We start from the raw sequence: 14,717 nt of genomic DNA on the forward strand, positions 1-14,717 counted from the left end.
CAATGCGTTATCAAAGGAGCGGGCGTCTCGCCCAGCGTCCTTTCTATCAGATCTCTCGGGGAAATCGCTATGCAATGCCCTCGCGTTCGAGCTGCTTCTTGAGCACCTCGATCTGGATGTCCAGGTCCAGTACATCGGTCTCCAGGAGCCGTTGCCGCTGTTGCTCGAAGACCTCCTCCACCGTCACCAGCACATTACGGAAGTTCTGCTCCAACTCCCGGGAGTCGGCGCGCCGGTGGGTGCTGGCATAACCGGCGGCGACCTGCTGGACGCCTTCCAGATAGACGTTCAGAAACTTACGCGCCCGGTAGAGATCGGTCGGCCGATCGGCGATCTGATCGAGGATGCCGCGTCCTTGGGCACCGAGGCGCGTGAGCCGCGCCTTGAGTTCCGGATTGGTGAGTGACTGTGCGGTCTGCTCCAGGTCCAGTAGCCGGCCCTCGGCCTCGGCCAGGGCCTCGGCCACCCGGCGCGATGGTTCGTTGCCGCCGCCGAAGGCCCGCTGCCGCCCCAGGGGCTCGAAACCGTAGGCCAGATGAAATCCGATGGCCGCCACGGCCGCGAAGGCCAGGCTGATGCCCGGGCCATGACCCGCGGCGAGGTTTGCGGTCACACCCGCGCCCAGGGCCGTCAGCACCCCGCCCAGGGTCTTGAGCGGCCAGCGCGCCAGGCGGACAAAGCGCGGCTGGGGCCCGGCATAGTCGGCGCGCAATCCGCGTCTGGTGAGCCACGCGGCAGTCATGAAGAGTGCAAACCCGCCGGCCTTCGCCAGAAAGCTACCGAGGTGCCCGGCGCCCAATGCGATTACGGCGGCCAACAGCAGCGGGGCCGGCAGGACCCACAACAGGGCACCTTTGCGGCGGGGCAACTGTCCGGGTCGGGGCTGCAACAGGGTGCCGAGACGCCCCGGCAGGACTATCGGCCGGGGTTGGGAGACTTGCAGTGGCAACGCGTCCGGCCGCGCGCCGGCGAAGAGGGAGCGCACCAGAGGCAGCAGGTCGTGTGGACGCAGCGCTCGGGGTGGTTCGGGGGGGATGGTCACCGCGTACACCTCGTCAAGTTAAAGGGTGAACAGTGCCTGACACGAGACCAGACCGACGCTGCCGATGAGTAGGACGGAGCCGAGGAGGCGCAACCCGAACGCGGGCCGCGGTGTTGGGACTGGGGGGTGTTGCAGATCGGACATGACGTTATGCAGATTTCCAGGGGCGGCGGCAACGGCCATGGTGCCCGCGCACCCCGCAAGATGAAAGTGGCGGGCGCCTTGGCCGTTCCCCCACCCCGCCCTCCCCCAATAGGGGAGGAAGAATTTGAGCGCGCTCCCGGCGCGACTTTCACGGTAAGCGGCGCGTCTCAATGACCCCGAAGAGTGGGGGTGGATCCTCCCCAATCCAAGACACGCCGCCCTATGCGCGCTTCCCGTTTCCCGCCGTCGGGGGTACCCTCGCGTTTTGCGCGCCCTGCCCCATCCATTCATCCGCGATCGGCGGATCTATTTCCGGAGGCCTCAGCTTGAACATCGACGCACTCAATGCCGAATTCGGGATCGACGGGACCCTGCGCATCGTCGCGGGGCGCGGCGGGCTGGCGATCATCGAGGTTTACAATCCCCTGGCCAACGCCACCCTCTCACCCTATGCCGGACAGGTCTTGTCTTACTGCCCGGTGGCGGCGGCCGATGACCTGCTGTTCGTCAGCGAGCGCGCCTTCTTTGAGTCCGGCAAGGGGATCAAGGGCGGGATACCCATCTGCTGGCCCTGGTTCGGTGCGGCTCGCGCGGGACAGACCGGGCCCGCCCACGGGTTCGCGCGCACCCTGCCCTGGTCCATCCTCGCCACCGCCACGCTGCCGAGCGGGGCGACCCGCATCACCCTGGGCCTGGCGGACGACGGTGAGACTCAGGCGCTCTGGCCCTATCATTTCAACCTGTTGGTAGAGATCACCGTGGGCGCCGCCCTCACGGTGGAGTTGATCACCCGCAATGCCGGCGACCAGGCCTTCCAGATCACCCAGGGCCTGCACAGCTATTTTCGGGTCGGCGATGCCACCCGGGTGCGCGTCCTGGGGTTGGATGGGTGTAGCTATATCGACAAGGCGGCCGGAGCCAATGACGCCATCGTGACCCAGCAGGGGCCGGTGACGGTGGCCGCCGAGGTCAACCGCATCTATGAGTCGGTACCCGCGGCGCTGACGATCGAGGACCCGGTGCTGGAGCGGCGTATCCGCATCGCCAGCCGGCACAGCGCCACCTGCGTGGTCTGGAACCCCTGGGTCGAGACCGCCCGCGCCATGGCCGACCTGGACGACCTGGACTATCGCATCATGCTGTGTGTGGAGACCGTCAACACCGCCTCGGAGGTGATCGAGGTGCCCGGTGGCGGCGAGGCGCGCCTGGCGGCCGAGTACGCCATCGAGCCCCTGTGACGGCCACGGTGACCGCCGCGCTGCACGCCCTGACGGAGATCCCTGAGCGCTGCTGGCAGGTATGGCTGGACTGGGCGCAGACCCAGGGCCGGGCGGTGCCGCTCGCGGCCGACGTGGCGGCCATCCGGGCGCGGGTGTGGGAGGGCAGCGACTATGTCGCCCAGGCGGCCGCCCGCCACCCAGAGGACTTCGCGGTACTCCTGGACTCCGGCGACTTGGGGCGCGCCGACCGCCCCGGAGACCTTGCCGCCCGACTGGCTGCCGCGCTTGCGGGCGTCGCGGACGAGCCCGCCCTGCACCGCGTGCTGCGCCTCGCCCGCCGCCGCGAGATGACCCGCATCATCTGGCGCGATCTCGGGGGGCTGGCGGGGCTCGAAGAAACCCTGGAAGACCTCTCCGAGCTGGCTGACTGCTGCATCCGCGCCGCCCTGGACCGGCTCCATGACTGGACCTGCACTGAACTGGGCACCCCGCGGGATGACCAGGGCCGGGAGCAGCGCCTGCTGGTCATCGGCATGGGCAAGCTCGGGGCGCGCGAGCTCAACCTCTCATCGGATATCGACCTGATCTTCGCCTTCCCCGCCCCGGGCCAGGTGGCGGGGCGCGCGCGCCCGCTCGACAATCAGCAGTTTTTCACCCGCCTTGCCCAGCGGCTGGTACAGGCACTGCATGCCCAGACCGTCGACGGCTTCGTCTTCCGTGTCGATACCCGCCTGCGGCCCTTCGGTGACTCGGGTCCCCTGGTCGCGAGCTTCGATGCGCTGGAGGACTATTACCAATCCCAGGCGCGGGAGTGGGAGCGCTACGCCATGATCAAGGCGCGCGTGCTGACTGGTGAGCCGCAAGACCGCGTGACCCTGGAGGCGCTGTTGCGGCCCTTCGTCTATCGCCGTTATCTCGACTTCGGCGCCATCGACTCGCTGCGTGAGATGAAGCAGATGATCGCCAAGGAGCTCTATGCCAGGGGCATGGACGCCAACATCAAGCTCGGCCCCGGCGGTATCCGTGAGATCGAGTTCATCGGTCAGGCGCTTCAGTTGGTGCGCGGTGGGCGTGACCCGGCGCTCCAGGTCCGCCCGATCCGCCAGGTGCTGGCCCTGCTTGCGGCGCGCGACCTGCTGCCGCCCGCGGCCCTGCCCGCCCTGGACGACGCCTATTGCTTCCTGCGCCTGGTGGAGAACCGCATCCAGGCCTATAAGGACAAGCAGACCCATTTGCTGCCGAGCGACGACCTGGGCCGGCTGCGCCTGGCGCGCAGCATGGATTGCCCCGATTGGGCCAGCTTTGCGCCGCTGCTGGAGGGGCACCGGCAGCGCGTCCAGGGGCTGTTCGATCAGGTCTTCACCCCCCGGAAGGCCGAACCCGCGGGACCGGACCAGGACCTGGTGGCGCTCTGGCGCGGGACCCTGGACGCGGAGCGCGCCCGGGAGATCCTGGTGGCACACCACTTTGCCGACCCCGCGGCGGCGCAGGAGCGCCTGGCCGCCTTCCGCCTGGCCAGCGCCCGCAAGGGTATGAGCGCCAAGGGGGCGGAGCGGCTCCAGCAGGTGCTGCCCCAGGCGCTCCAGGTGATTGCCGACAGTGAGTCGCCGGACTTGGCCCTGGAGCGGGTGCTCAAGGTGCTGGAGTCGGTGGTGCGGCGCACCGCCTATCTGGCGATGCTGATCGAGCGGCCCATGGCCCTGGCCCAACTCGCCCGGCTCGCCGGCATGAGCCCCTGGATCGCGGAGCAGATCGCCCGCCAGCCCCTGCTCCTCGATGAACTGATCGACCCCGGCCGGCTCTATGCCCTGCGGCAACGCGCGGACCTGGAGACTGAGCTGGATGCCCTGCTTGCACCCATCGCCCGGGAGGACCTGGAGCAGCAGATGGAGCGGCTGCGCCAGTTTGCCCACGGCAATGTGCTGCGGGTGGCCGCCGCGGACCTCACCGGCGGCGTGCCGCTGATGAAGATCAGCGATTATCTCACCGAGATTGCCGAGGTCGCCGTCGGGCGCACCCTGGCCCTGACCTTCGCCCACCTGAGCGAGCGCCACGGCCGGCCCGCGGGGCTCGCCGACACTGACACCGGGGTCCTGATCCTGGGCTACGGCAAACTGGGCGGGCTGGAACTGGGCTATGGTTCCGACCTGGATCTCGTGTTTCTCCACGGTGCCGACGAACCCGCGGCCGAGACGGCCGGCCCCAAGGCCATCAGCGCCGAGCAGTTCTACAACCGGCTGGGCCAGCGCCTGATCCACATGATGACCACCCATACCCCCTCGGGCATCCTCTACGAGTTGGACATGCGCCTGCGCCCGGATGGCAACAAGGGCATGTTGGTGCGCTCCATCAGCGCCTTCGCGGACTATCAGACCAACTCGGCCTGGACCTGGGAGCACCAGGCACTGATCCGCGCCCGACCAGTGGCCGGGGACCCGGGACTCGCCGAGCGCTTCGCCGCGATCCGCCGCGCCACCATCTGCCGCCAGCGCGACCCCGAACGGCTGCGTGAGGATGTGCGCGCCATGCGCAAGCGGATGCGTGAGACCCTGGACAAGAGCGGGCGCGGGCGTTTCGACCTCAAACAGGGCCGCGGCGGTATTGCCGATATCGAGTTTATGGTTCAATACTCGGTCCTGCGCTGGGCCGCGGACCACCAGGAGCTGGCCGACTGGACGGACAATATCCGTCAGCTTGAGACCCTGGCCCGACTGGACCTGCTGCCAGGCACGGCGGCAGCGCAGCTCACGGCGGCCTACAAGCGGCTCCGCGGCGCCTATCACCGCAGTGCCCTGCAGGACCAGCCCAAGACGGTGGCGGACGACCAACTGCTCCCGGAGCGCGAGCGCGTCAACGCGCTGTGGCTGGACTTGATAGGCGACTAAGGTCCCTGGCGAATCTTCTTTAGATCAATCAGGGTGGGGCCAACGGCCCCGCCCTTCGGAGTAACAAATGGCAACGATGGCGGACCGTGACGGTCTGATCTGGCTGGACGGCGAGATGGTGCCCTGGCGCGAGGCCAAGACCCATGTCCTGACCCATACCCTGCACTATGGGATGGGCGTCTTCGAGGGGGTCCGCGCCTATCAGACCGAGCGGGGCGCGGCGATCTTCCGCCTGACCGAGCATACGGATCGGTTATTCAACTCAGCCCATATCTTAGGCATGGCCATGCCCTGGGATCGGGAGACCCTGAATGACGCCCAACGCGCCGTGGTGCATGAGAACACGCTCGCGTCGGCCTATATCCGCCCCATGTGCTTCTATGGTGCCGAGGGCATGGGCCTGCGGGCGGACAACCTCAAGGTCCATTGCATGGTGGCCGCTTGGGAGTGGGGTTCCTATCTGGGCGAGGACAACATGCAGAACGGCATCCGCATCAAGGTGTCGTCATTCACCCGTCATCATGTGAATATCACCATGTGCCGGGCCAAGGCCAACGGCAATTACATGAACTCCATGATGGCCCTGCAAGAGGCCCTGCGCGACGGCTATGACGAGGCCCTGTTGCTCGACGCCTCCGGCTATGTGATGGAAGGCAGCGGTGAGAATGTATTCATCGTGCGCGACGGCGTGCTGTATACCCCGGACCTCACCTCCGCCCTGGATGGTATCACCCGTCGTACAGTCATGACGCTGTGTGACGAGCTGGGGCTCAAAGTAGTGGAGAAGCGCATCACCCGCGATGAGGTCTATATCGCCGACGAGGCCTTCTTTACCGGCACCGCCGCCGAGGTGACGCCGATCCGCGAGGTCGATGGCCGCACCATCGGCAAGGGCGGGCGCGGCCCCATCGCCGAGCGACTCCAAACGCGCTATTTCGACCAGGTCCACGGCCGCCGGGATACCCACCCGGAATGGCTGACGCTCGCCTGACACCATGCGCCCGCGTGACACCGCTCAACGGTGTCACGCCAGTGGTCGGCGCGATGATCAAGGCCCACACCAGCACCAGACAACGGAGGCCCCATGTCTCAGACCCCAGTCCCGACCCCGATCGGGACCGCTTCACCCGGCGCCATCCCATTCAGCCGCGCCGACCTGCCGCTCGCCTGCCCAGGCCGGAGCGAGACCCTCTGGAATATGCATCCGCGGGTCTATCTGCCGATTGAGGACGAACCCGATGGCGAGGCGATGTGCCCTTATTGCGGGGCGCGGTATCGCCTGAGCGATTAGCCCAAAGCCGCCAGGTGTTCACGCCAAGGCGCCAAGGCGCCAAGAAATCCAGCAAGATTAGGTTAGGCATCCAGCTCGTTCGTCGGGTGAATAGCCCGCCGACAACACACTGAAAAACCTTGGCGAACTTGGCGCCTTGGCGTCACATCTGCCCTTTCTGGGGTTATCGCAGACTGCTCGCGCGGCCTGCCGGTTGGCGGCTGACGATGTCAGTCGCCCTGTTCCTGCGGCCGGCACTCCAGAGACGGATTTTCACCCTGTTTTCACCCTGGGGTCTGGCCGATAGCGGGCCACTTAACTAGGGCCACGTCGGTTCGGCGACGCCTTCGCGGCGGTCAGACCCTGTGAGCTCCGTTGCCTGTTGCCGTATACAGCAGCGCGTCGTCACCTGGTAATACAGCAGGGACAGCACCAGGAAGGCCCCGAACTGCAGGTATTCGGGTACGTTCAACCACCAGGCGGCGGCGCCCACTCCACCGGTGATCAGGGCGGTCGCCAGCAGGATCGCGGTGACCTTGGCATCCGACAGGCCGGCAACCAGCAGCAGATGATGCAGGTGCTGGCGGTCGGCAGCGAATGGATTGAGTCCGGCGCGCAGACGGCGGATCATCACCGCCACCGTATCGAGCAGCGGCACGGCCAGAATCCACACGGCCGTGATTGGGGCCATCACGGCCTGCTCGCCCTGAGACAGATCGACCAGGAACCAGCTCAGGGCAAAACCCAAAAGCGTACTACCGGCGTCGCCCATGAACACGCTGGCCCGTTGCCGCCAGGGATGACGCAGGTTCCAGGCCAGGAACCCGGCCAGGACCGCGGCCAGTGCCATGAGCGCCGCGGCGGCACCGGGATCGGGAGCCGGTGCGGTGAGACACAGGACCGCCAGCCAACCGGCGGCGATCAGGGCCAGCCCGCCGGCCAGGCCGTCGAGTCCGTCGATCAGGTTGAAGGCGTTGATGATTCCCACCACCCCAAACAGGGTGAATGGCAGCGCGAAACCGGCCAGCGCGATGGCGCCCCAGCCCACCAGATCACCCAGGTTGGTTAGCCACCGATTGTCCCAGACCATGACCGATAGCACCACGGCGGCCTGCAACACCAGCCGGATCGTCGGCCGGATGTGGCGCAGGTCATCGTAGGCGCCGATCAGGGCGAGTGCCGCCATACCGGTCAGTAGACCCATGTAACCATCTGAATTATCAGGCATTAGCCACAGGGTCCCACAGAAGGCGATGCACATGGCCACCCCGCCGATCAGCGGCACCGGGTGGGAATGGTGCTTGCGGATGGCAGGTCTGTCCACCCAGCCGACGGCCCGCGCCGGTGTGATCAGCAGGCCGGTGAGGCTGGTGCTGAACACAAAAGCGTACAACAGCGTCCAATAGACATTCATGGTGCTAGCTGAACCAATGCGTGTTCTTGTCAGGTCTGGTGTGGCCGCGATCGTCGTCTCGGTCACCCCGCTTCGGGCGAGGTCTTTGGTCCACATGGCGGACCCTAGCAGGCTGTCGGACTTAGTGATGCAACCGATTGAATGCAAAGAGTTTCCTCTTTTGCGCCAAAAAGTCGTTTTCCTGTTTAATCAATCGGTTACGCCATCAAGTCCGACAGGCTGCTAGGGTTTGACCCCGCGGCCTTCGGGTTCGCTGGACGAACCGCTTGCCTGGTTGAAACCATGATCAAGGCCGTCCATGGGTCGCGTGATCGGCTCCGGACCGGGCGCTTGGCTTGTCCGGTAGTCTACTACATCCTCAAAGTGTCAAGCCAACTTAACAATGTGACGGGCCGCGCATTTTGCACACGATTGATAATTGTTTCTGGCCGTTGTCGCCAGTGAATCGAACACGCCGGCACGCCGACGGATAGGCGCCGCCGCCCGCGCCCTGCGAGCGCCCCGGGGATCAGTGCGCCGGGGCCTGGCGGATGGCGAACTCCACCCGTCCCCAGGTGTCGGCATGCGCGTCGAGTCGGGTGAGGTGGCCGACCAGGTGCTCTGCGGCGTCGAGTCGCCGGGCGATGTCGGCATTGACCCGGCGCGGGATATAGCCGATGCGCTCGCCGCCCCAACGCACGGCCACCGCCTGGGGGTCATGCGGATTGTCTGGTTCGCGTACCAACTCCAGCGTGTCACCCACGTCCATCTGGGGCTCAAGCTCCGTCCCACCGTGGAATTGGTAACCGGCGATGAAGTCGCGCAGCAGTTCGCCGTCAGCGAGGGCCGGGCGCAGGTGCGCCAGCACCGCCGCCAGCTCGCGTTCGCCCGCGGGGTCGAGCCGCCTGGTCTGGCGAGGCGCGGAACTTTGACCGGCCCGCCGGGCGCTCAGGTCAAGGGCCAGCTCGGCGCGCGCCGGGGCGCGCCCCAGTGCATTGAGTTCGGTCAGGATGGCCTGCGCAAACGCCATCAGCGGTCCGCTGGCCTGCGCATTGTGCGGCCCGCGCAGTTGGGCGAGCGAAAAGCGTGCCTCGGACAGAGTGAATTGGTACTGCGCGGTGGCACGCTCGGCCCCGATGCCAAGTGCGAAGATGCGGGTACCGCGGTCGCGGCACTCGGCCCAATACTGCGCGACGCAGTGGTGCATGGTCTCGCCCTCGCGCACCAGGACCGCCGCCTCGCACAGCTCCCGCCCATGCGCCTCACCCTCTTGGTGTTCGCCAAGGATGGCCGCAATCCGGGTCCGGTCTTGCTGGTCCCAGTTCTGCTCTGGGTCTGCCTGGTCCCAGACGCGTTCGTGCCAGCGCCGCGATGCCACGAGCAGCGAGCGAAAGCCGCGTGACTCGATCCAGGCCAACTCCAGTCGGTGCGCGGTCAATCCACGGGGGCAGGGATGGGCTTGCCGCGCCCGTTCAAGGGCCGCCCGGATGAAGTCGAAGCAGTCCGCGAACGCGGGCCCCAAGGGTGCGAAGCGCTCCTGCAACGGCGCGCAGACCGCCTCTAAGCCCTCGCGAAACGCGGTCGCCCCCAGGCGTACGAGGTCGGCGTCGTCGTCGAGCAGGTTGGTGAGGTTGAATAGATCGATGGCCTGCGTGAACTCCCCGCACGCTCGGGGGCGGCGATGGGCCGGGATACCGTCCAGCAGCCGCAGCAGTCGCCGATGCGAGAGCGCCGTGTCGCCCCACATTTGCGCGCAGATGGGTGAGCGAACCAGGCCCTTGGAGATGCCGTAGTGGCGGGCGAGTGCGCCGGTCAGGTCGCGGCCCCAATCGATCGCCTCCAGGACCCTGGCATCGTGGTTTCGCCAGGCATGGCGCTTGCCGCCCGCGAACTCCAGATACCGATGGGCGCTGAGCAGGACCGGCGCGGCCAGCAGCGGGAAGCGGGTCACGGCCTGTAGTCGACGGCTGCGCCGTTCCGGGGCGAGGGCGGCCAGGCGGTTGTAGTTGCGCAGCGAGTCCCACTGACGGTGGCGGTTGAGGCTGGCCAAGAGGCTCAGGACTTCCTGATCGAGCCCTGCGGCAAAGTCCCGGGCGGCGTGATGTCTGGGATCGCCCCACGGCAGTGCCGGGAGCGGGGCGGCCGGCGCGGCATAGAGCGGGATCGCGACACCGTCCCCGAACCGGGCCTCCAGCAGGGTGCCGCGCTGGTCCTGCGCGAACTGCTCCACCAACGCGCCAATGGGTTCATCGTCCGCCAAGGCCGCCGTCGGCAGGCGAAAGGCGAGCACCCGGCCGTCGTTCAGATGCAACCACAGGAACGACTGTTCATTGCGCTGGCCGAGCCAGTCGCCGCGCAGCCACAGGCGTGCGCGCACGCCAGAGGGAAGGCCTTCTTGGGGACCATCGTGCCCCGGCGCCGTGCCGGGCATGATGAACTGCGCGCGCCCGATGCCTATGGCCGTCCCCCCGCGTTTGCCCTCTCATGTTTCTCGAACCGAATACCCTGGTCATCTGGCCAGGGTTCATGATGATCAAATTCCCCCAACCGGATAGGCCGGGGAATGCCCTGCGGAAACGCTGCACACGTGTGCCGGGGTGTCGGCGTCTTGTGTCGACACCGACAGCACTGATCCGACCACAGATGGAAGAAATCCCAGCCGTCGAGGAAATCCATATCATTCATCACGTTATCGCTCATTCTCCAAGCCTCTGGCCCGGACGGGGCATCCGCCCCGTCCCGCCGAGGTATCCGCTGACGGCGGGGAGATCTCCCCATGGACTACAATCCTCACCAATGACTGCCGCATCAAGACGGCCTATCCGATCGACCCGAACCGCCCATCGTTTGCCGACAACCAACGTGGTCTAGGATATACCGGCAATGAATCAGCCACCACAGAACGAAACGTCCAGGACCTTGCGCGGGTATTTGGGCCACATCAAACGTCGCCGCTCCTGGGAGCGCCGACATTCTGTCGGCGACGGCGCGAAGCGCCGTTCGGTCCTCGCGAAACCAAGGCCCTTTGCGATTAACCGCGAAATCGCGAACCGCCTGCGGCGGTTGGCCGACAGAATGTCGGCGCTCCCAGGCGCGAACATCCGCGGCCCTGTACCTGGAACGACGGGGCGGGCGTGCTAGCCGGGCAGATAACGGCCATCCTCCAGCCGGCGGGCGTGGCCGAGGCTGGCCAGCGTCTCCAGCAGCTCGGCGACCCGGGCGCGCGGGGCGCGGGTGAAGCACTGGGCCAGGTCCGCGACGCTGTTGGGACCGGGACGGGTGGTGAGTGCGGCGCGTAGGGCCTGGAATTGCTCGGGCAGGGTCTTGGGCCAGTCCGGTTTGGGGCCGCTCGCGGGGGGGGTGGCGGTCAGCGCCGTCTCCGCCTGGACGGCGGTGGCGCCGGGCGGCTGGCCGGGATTCTGCAACGCCGGGCGCAGCCAGCGGATGAGGCCGCGGCGCTCCTGCGCCGCGCGTTCGGCGTTCAGTGCGACCAAGCGTTGCAGGATGGTTTCTTCCACCCCCGTCGAACCTGACTCAGCCGGTGGGAGGGCCGTTCCGGCGCGATCTGCGGCGTCTGAGTCGCTGCGAGGTCCGTCGCGGCGGGGCGCCGCTCCTACGGTTGCCAGCAACGCGGCGGTCAGGTCCGCCCAACCGTAGGCGGCGAGGACGGCGGCGTCGAGCTCGTCGTGGAGCTGGCGCAGGACCGAGACCAGGCCCTGTTCGTGGATCGCCCGGTCCTTGGGGCCCAAGGGCTCGCCGCGGCGCAATTGCTCCAGCACGTTATACATGCCGGTCATGGTGAGCCCAGGGTGCAGCGCCTGGCGCGCCTTGCGATGGGCGTCGAGGGCCTCGGCCAGTTGGCCGATTTCCTTTTCCGGCCCCGCTGGGGCCGGAAAAGGAAATGTGTCGAAACAGCGGGTCTTGGTATAGCGGGGGTCGTTGCCGACCCCCAATCGGGCACCGGTCGCCAGCGCCCAGCACACATGGACGCGGCTGGAGAGCACGCCCAGTGCCCAGGCGTCGTCCAGCGCGATGGCGATCAGCATGTTGTCCGGCAGGACGCTCCGATCCAGGAAGACGAACACCCGGTGCTTGGCGGTCTCGACAGTGGCGATGTAGCGGGGCAGCCCGGCGAGATAGCGCCGCAACTCCTGTCTGGGTTTGCCGTGCAACCACCACAAGGCCGCATAGCCGGCCCCGTCCTTGGTGTGGCCCTTGGCGTCCCGCTCCGGCTTCACCCGCTCCAGGACCCGCTGATAGACCTCCGGATAGCGCCCCCGAACCTCGTCGGCGGTCAGGCCAAACAGGTCGATGACCATGACGCCGCGCCTACTCTGCGTCAGGTCGCGGCCGTTGAGATACAGCCGGATATGCCGCTCCAGGCCAGGCACCCGGCCCAGCCCCAGGGCCGCTGCCTCCAGCGGGGTCACGATAAACCCGGCACCGTGGAGCTTGACCCCGGGGGAGCTCAGTCCCTGATTGGCGCGCAACGCCACCGCCGCGGTCACATCCGCCCCAATGCGCAGGTCCGCATGGATACGGCCGGCCGTCCGCTCCAGATCGACCTCCAGCCCCTCGCCCTGGCCAGTGCGTTCCGCCACCACCTGGTCGACCACGCCGGGCGACTCGCCCGCCTCGCCAACGGTCATGCCGATCCGCACCTGCGCCCCGTCCGCCGCGTCCACCCAGGGGTGGTCCGGTACGGCATAGCGCAGCGACAGGGGTTCGGCGGCGGTGAGGTGTCGCTCCAGCACCCGCCGGTTGAAGGTCTGGCGCAGGCTGTTGGTGGTGATGAAGCCGAAGCGGCGCAGTGCCCCGGTGCGGGTGAGCTCGGCGGCGTTCTCCCACCAATACATCACATAGTCGGCGGACTCCGGGACCTCGGACCAGGCCCCGCGCAGGGCCTCGACATAGCCGTCGCCCAGTGCCCGGCGCATGGGGCCGGCGCCGATGAAGGGCGGATTGCCGACCACAAAATCCGCCGCCGGCCACCGCGCCCGCCGCGGGTTGACATAGCGTTCCTGCGGTACCTGGGCGGCCTCGTCCGGCACCGCCTCGCCGGTGATCGGACTGGGCTTGACGGTCCGCCCGTCCCAGCGGGTGACGGGGCGGCCGGCCTCATCCGTCACCCACTCCATGCGGTCATAGTCGAGCACGGCGTCTCGGCACTCGATATTGCGGAAGTCGCGGATGACCGGCTCCGGCGGCTTCACCGCGCCGTGGGTGCGGAAGTGCCATTGCAGATAGCCGATCCAGAGGACCGTCTCGGCGATGGCGGCGGCCCGCGGGTTGAGTTCCAGCCCGAGCAGTTGGTGGGGGTCCACGCTGATGCCCTCCATGGCCATCAGCAGTTGGCGCTGACCCAAGGACTCCAGGGTGTCCAGGACCTCGCCCTCCAGGCGTTTGAGGTGTTCCAGCGTCACATAGAGGAAGTTGCCCGAGCCGCAGGCGGGGTCCAGCACCCGGATGCCGGCCAGGCGGACCTGGAAGGCGCTGACCAGTTTGATGGCCTCGGCGTCCTTGCCCTGTTCGTGCAGGTTGAAAGCGGCGCTATGGACCGCGGTCCATTCCTCGCGCAGCGGATCGATGACCGTGGGCAGGACCAGGCGCTCGACATAAGAACGCGGGGTGTAATGGGCGCCGAGCCGGTGGCGCTCCAGCGGGTCCAGCGCGCGCTCCAGCAGGGTGCCGAAGATGGCGGGCTCGACCTGGCGCCAGTCGGCGCGGCCCGCGTCGATCAGCAGATCGAGCTGGTCGCGGTCGAGCGGCAGGGCCTGGCCCTGGGCGAAGAGCCCGCCGTTGAAGCGCGGCACCCGCTCGCGCAGGATCACCGAGAAGGCGGCGCCGGTGTTCATGTCGCGCCACAGGTGTTCGGTGAGCGGGACGAACTGGGCCGGGTCGCCGCGCACCGAGCGCAGCAGGTCGGTGAATCCGTCCGGTTTCAGGAGTCCCACGTCCTCGGCGAAGAGTGTGAATAGACAGCGGATGAGGAATGACGCGGTCACCTCCGGCGGGTGGCCGGCGGATTCCAGCGAGACCGCGAGGCGCGCCAGCCGTTCGGCGATGTCGCGGGTGACGCGGGCGGCGCGGCGGCTGGGATCGAGGCTGCCGGGATCGAGCCAGAGCGCGCGCAGCCGGGCGCGGATCTCAGGCCGGCGCAGGTCATCCAGGCGCAGCCGATGCGAGCGCGGGTCCGGGTAGGGAATGTAGGCCCCGCCGCTGCGGCTGAACTCGCTATAGAGCTCGATGCTGCGACCCACGTCGACCACCACCACAAAGGGCGGGCGACCCTCCGGCGGGGGCAGTGCGCGGACATACTGCACCGCCTGGCCGTGGGCACGCAGCATCGCCTTGTCCCAGCCGCCGGTATCGAGTCCCAAGCCGGTCTGTTTGCACTCCAGCACATAGCAGGCGCGGCGATACAGGTCGATGAAGCCAAGGCTGGCGGTGCCGTCGCCGTGTTGGAAAACCACCCGGCGCTCGAAGCAGTAGGCGTTGTCCTCACCGTCGGCGCGCGCCGGGTCGGGCTGGGGCAGGCCGAGCAGGGCGCAGAGCTCGGTCAGAAAGAGCTGATAGTTGGCCCGCTCGGTGCCGGTGGCGGTGGACCAGCGGGCGATGAAGGTGTCGATGAGGGCGGGGGCGAGGGCGTCGGCGGCGGGCGGGTCGTCCGGAGCAAGGGGCAAGGAGTCAGAGACAAGGGGCAAGGGGGTGTCGTCCATGGCGGGGCTCCGGGCGAGTGGGGTTGATCGGCGAATCTAGAAAG

The 14,717-nt window shown here is 67.7% G+C and carries 8 protein-coding genes; 4 read left to right on the top strand and 4 right to left on the bottom strand.

Annotation, left to right across the window (positions count from 1 at the left end; all coding sequences use genetic code 11):
* Nucleotides 1-67: 67 nt before the first annotated feature.
* Nucleotides 68-1,042, bottom strand: a complete 975-nt coding sequence (locus QZX93_RS00455) for a 5-bromo-4-chloroindolyl phosphate hydrolysis family protein (protein ID WP_295392633.1) — start codon at nt 1,040-1,042, stop codon at nt 68-70.
* Nucleotides 1,043-1,512: 470 nt separating this feature from the next.
* On the opposite strand from QZX93_RS00455, the gene QZX93_RS00460 reads away from it, so the two are divergent.
* The 4 genes from QZX93_RS00460 to QZX93_RS00475 all read left to right on the top strand — a co-directional run bounded on the left by QZX93_RS00460 (nt 1,513) and on the right by QZX93_RS00475 (nt 6,582).
* Nucleotides 1,513-2,424, top strand: coding sequence for a D-hexose-6-phosphate mutarotase (locus QZX93_RS00460; protein ID WP_295392635.1), 912 nt, complete (start codon nt 1,513-1,515; stop codon nt 2,422-2,424).
* A complete protein-coding gene (gene glnE, locus QZX93_RS00465; protein WP_295392637.1) occupies nt 2,421-5,291 on the top strand; it encodes a bifunctional [glutamate--ammonia ligase]-adenylyl-L-tyrosine phosphorylase/[glutamate--ammonia-ligase] adenylyltransferase in 2,871 nt (956 codons plus the stop codon). The genes QZX93_RS00460 and glnE overlap by 4 nt, the downstream gene beginning before the upstream one ends.
* A 67-nt stretch (nt 5,292-5,358) precedes the next feature.
* Nucleotides 5,359-6,282: a branched-chain amino acid transaminase gene (locus tag QZX93_RS00470; RefSeq protein ID WP_295392638.1), complete on the top strand. Its 924-nt coding sequence runs from the start codon at nt 5,359-5,361 to the stop codon at nt 6,280-6,282.
* A 93-nt stretch (nt 6,283-6,375) separates the two neighbouring features.
* Nucleotides 6,376-6,582, top strand: a complete 207-nt coding sequence (locus QZX93_RS00475; protein ID WP_295392639.1) for a zinc-finger domain-containing protein — start codon at nt 6,376-6,378, stop codon at nt 6,580-6,582.
* A 298-nt stretch (nt 6,583-6,880) separates the two neighbouring features.
* Here the strand turns inward: QZX93_RS00475 and QZX93_RS00480 are convergent, their stop codons facing one another.
* From QZX93_RS00480 to QZX93_RS00490, 3 genes are all read right to left on the bottom strand, one after another.
* Nucleotides 6,881-7,975 (bottom strand): MraY family glycosyltransferase, encoded by a 1,095-nt coding sequence (locus QZX93_RS00480; protein WP_295392640.1) that lies wholly within the window; start codon nt 7,973-7,975, stop codon nt 6,881-6,883.
* Between the two features lie 508 nt (nt 7,976-8,483).
* Nucleotides 8,484-10,385, bottom strand: a complete 1,902-nt coding sequence (locus QZX93_RS00485) for an HIRAN domain-containing protein (protein ID WP_295392642.1) — start codon at nt 10,383-10,385, stop codon at nt 8,484-8,486.
* Nucleotides 10,386-11,091: 706 nt separating this feature from the next.
* Nucleotides 11,092-14,673, bottom strand: coding sequence for a DNA methyltransferase (locus QZX93_RS00490; protein WP_295392644.1), 3,582 nt, complete (start codon nt 14,671-14,673; stop codon nt 11,092-11,094).
* Between the last annotated feature and the right edge of the window lie 44 nt (nt 14,674-14,717).

The organism is uncultured Thiodictyon sp. (genome assembly GCF_903946935.1).
GTDB lineage: Bacteria > Pseudomonadota > Gammaproteobacteria > Chromatiales > Chromatiaceae > Thiodictyon.

Bases quoted from the DNA above. Each gene is read 5' to 3' on its own strand.
- QZX93_RS00470 (WP_295392638.1), top strand. From the start codon at position 5,359: ATGGCAACGATGGCGGACCGTGACGGTCTGATCTGGCTGGACGGCGAG.
- QZX93_RS00475 (WP_295392639.1), top strand. From the start codon at position 6,376: ATGTCTCAGACCCCAGTCCCGACCCCGATCGGGACCGCTTCACCCGGC.
- QZX93_RS00480 (WP_295392640.1), bottom strand. From the start codon at position 7,975: ATGAATGTCTATTGGACGCTGTTGTACGCTTTTGTGTTCAGCACCAGC.
- QZX93_RS00485 (WP_295392642.1), bottom strand. From the start codon at position 10,385: ATGCCCGGCACGGCGCCGGGGCACGATGGTCCCCAAGAAGGCCTTCCC.
- QZX93_RS00490 (WP_295392644.1), bottom strand. From the start codon at position 14,673: ATGGACGACACCCCCTTGCCCCTTGTCTCTGACTCCTTGCCCCTTGCT.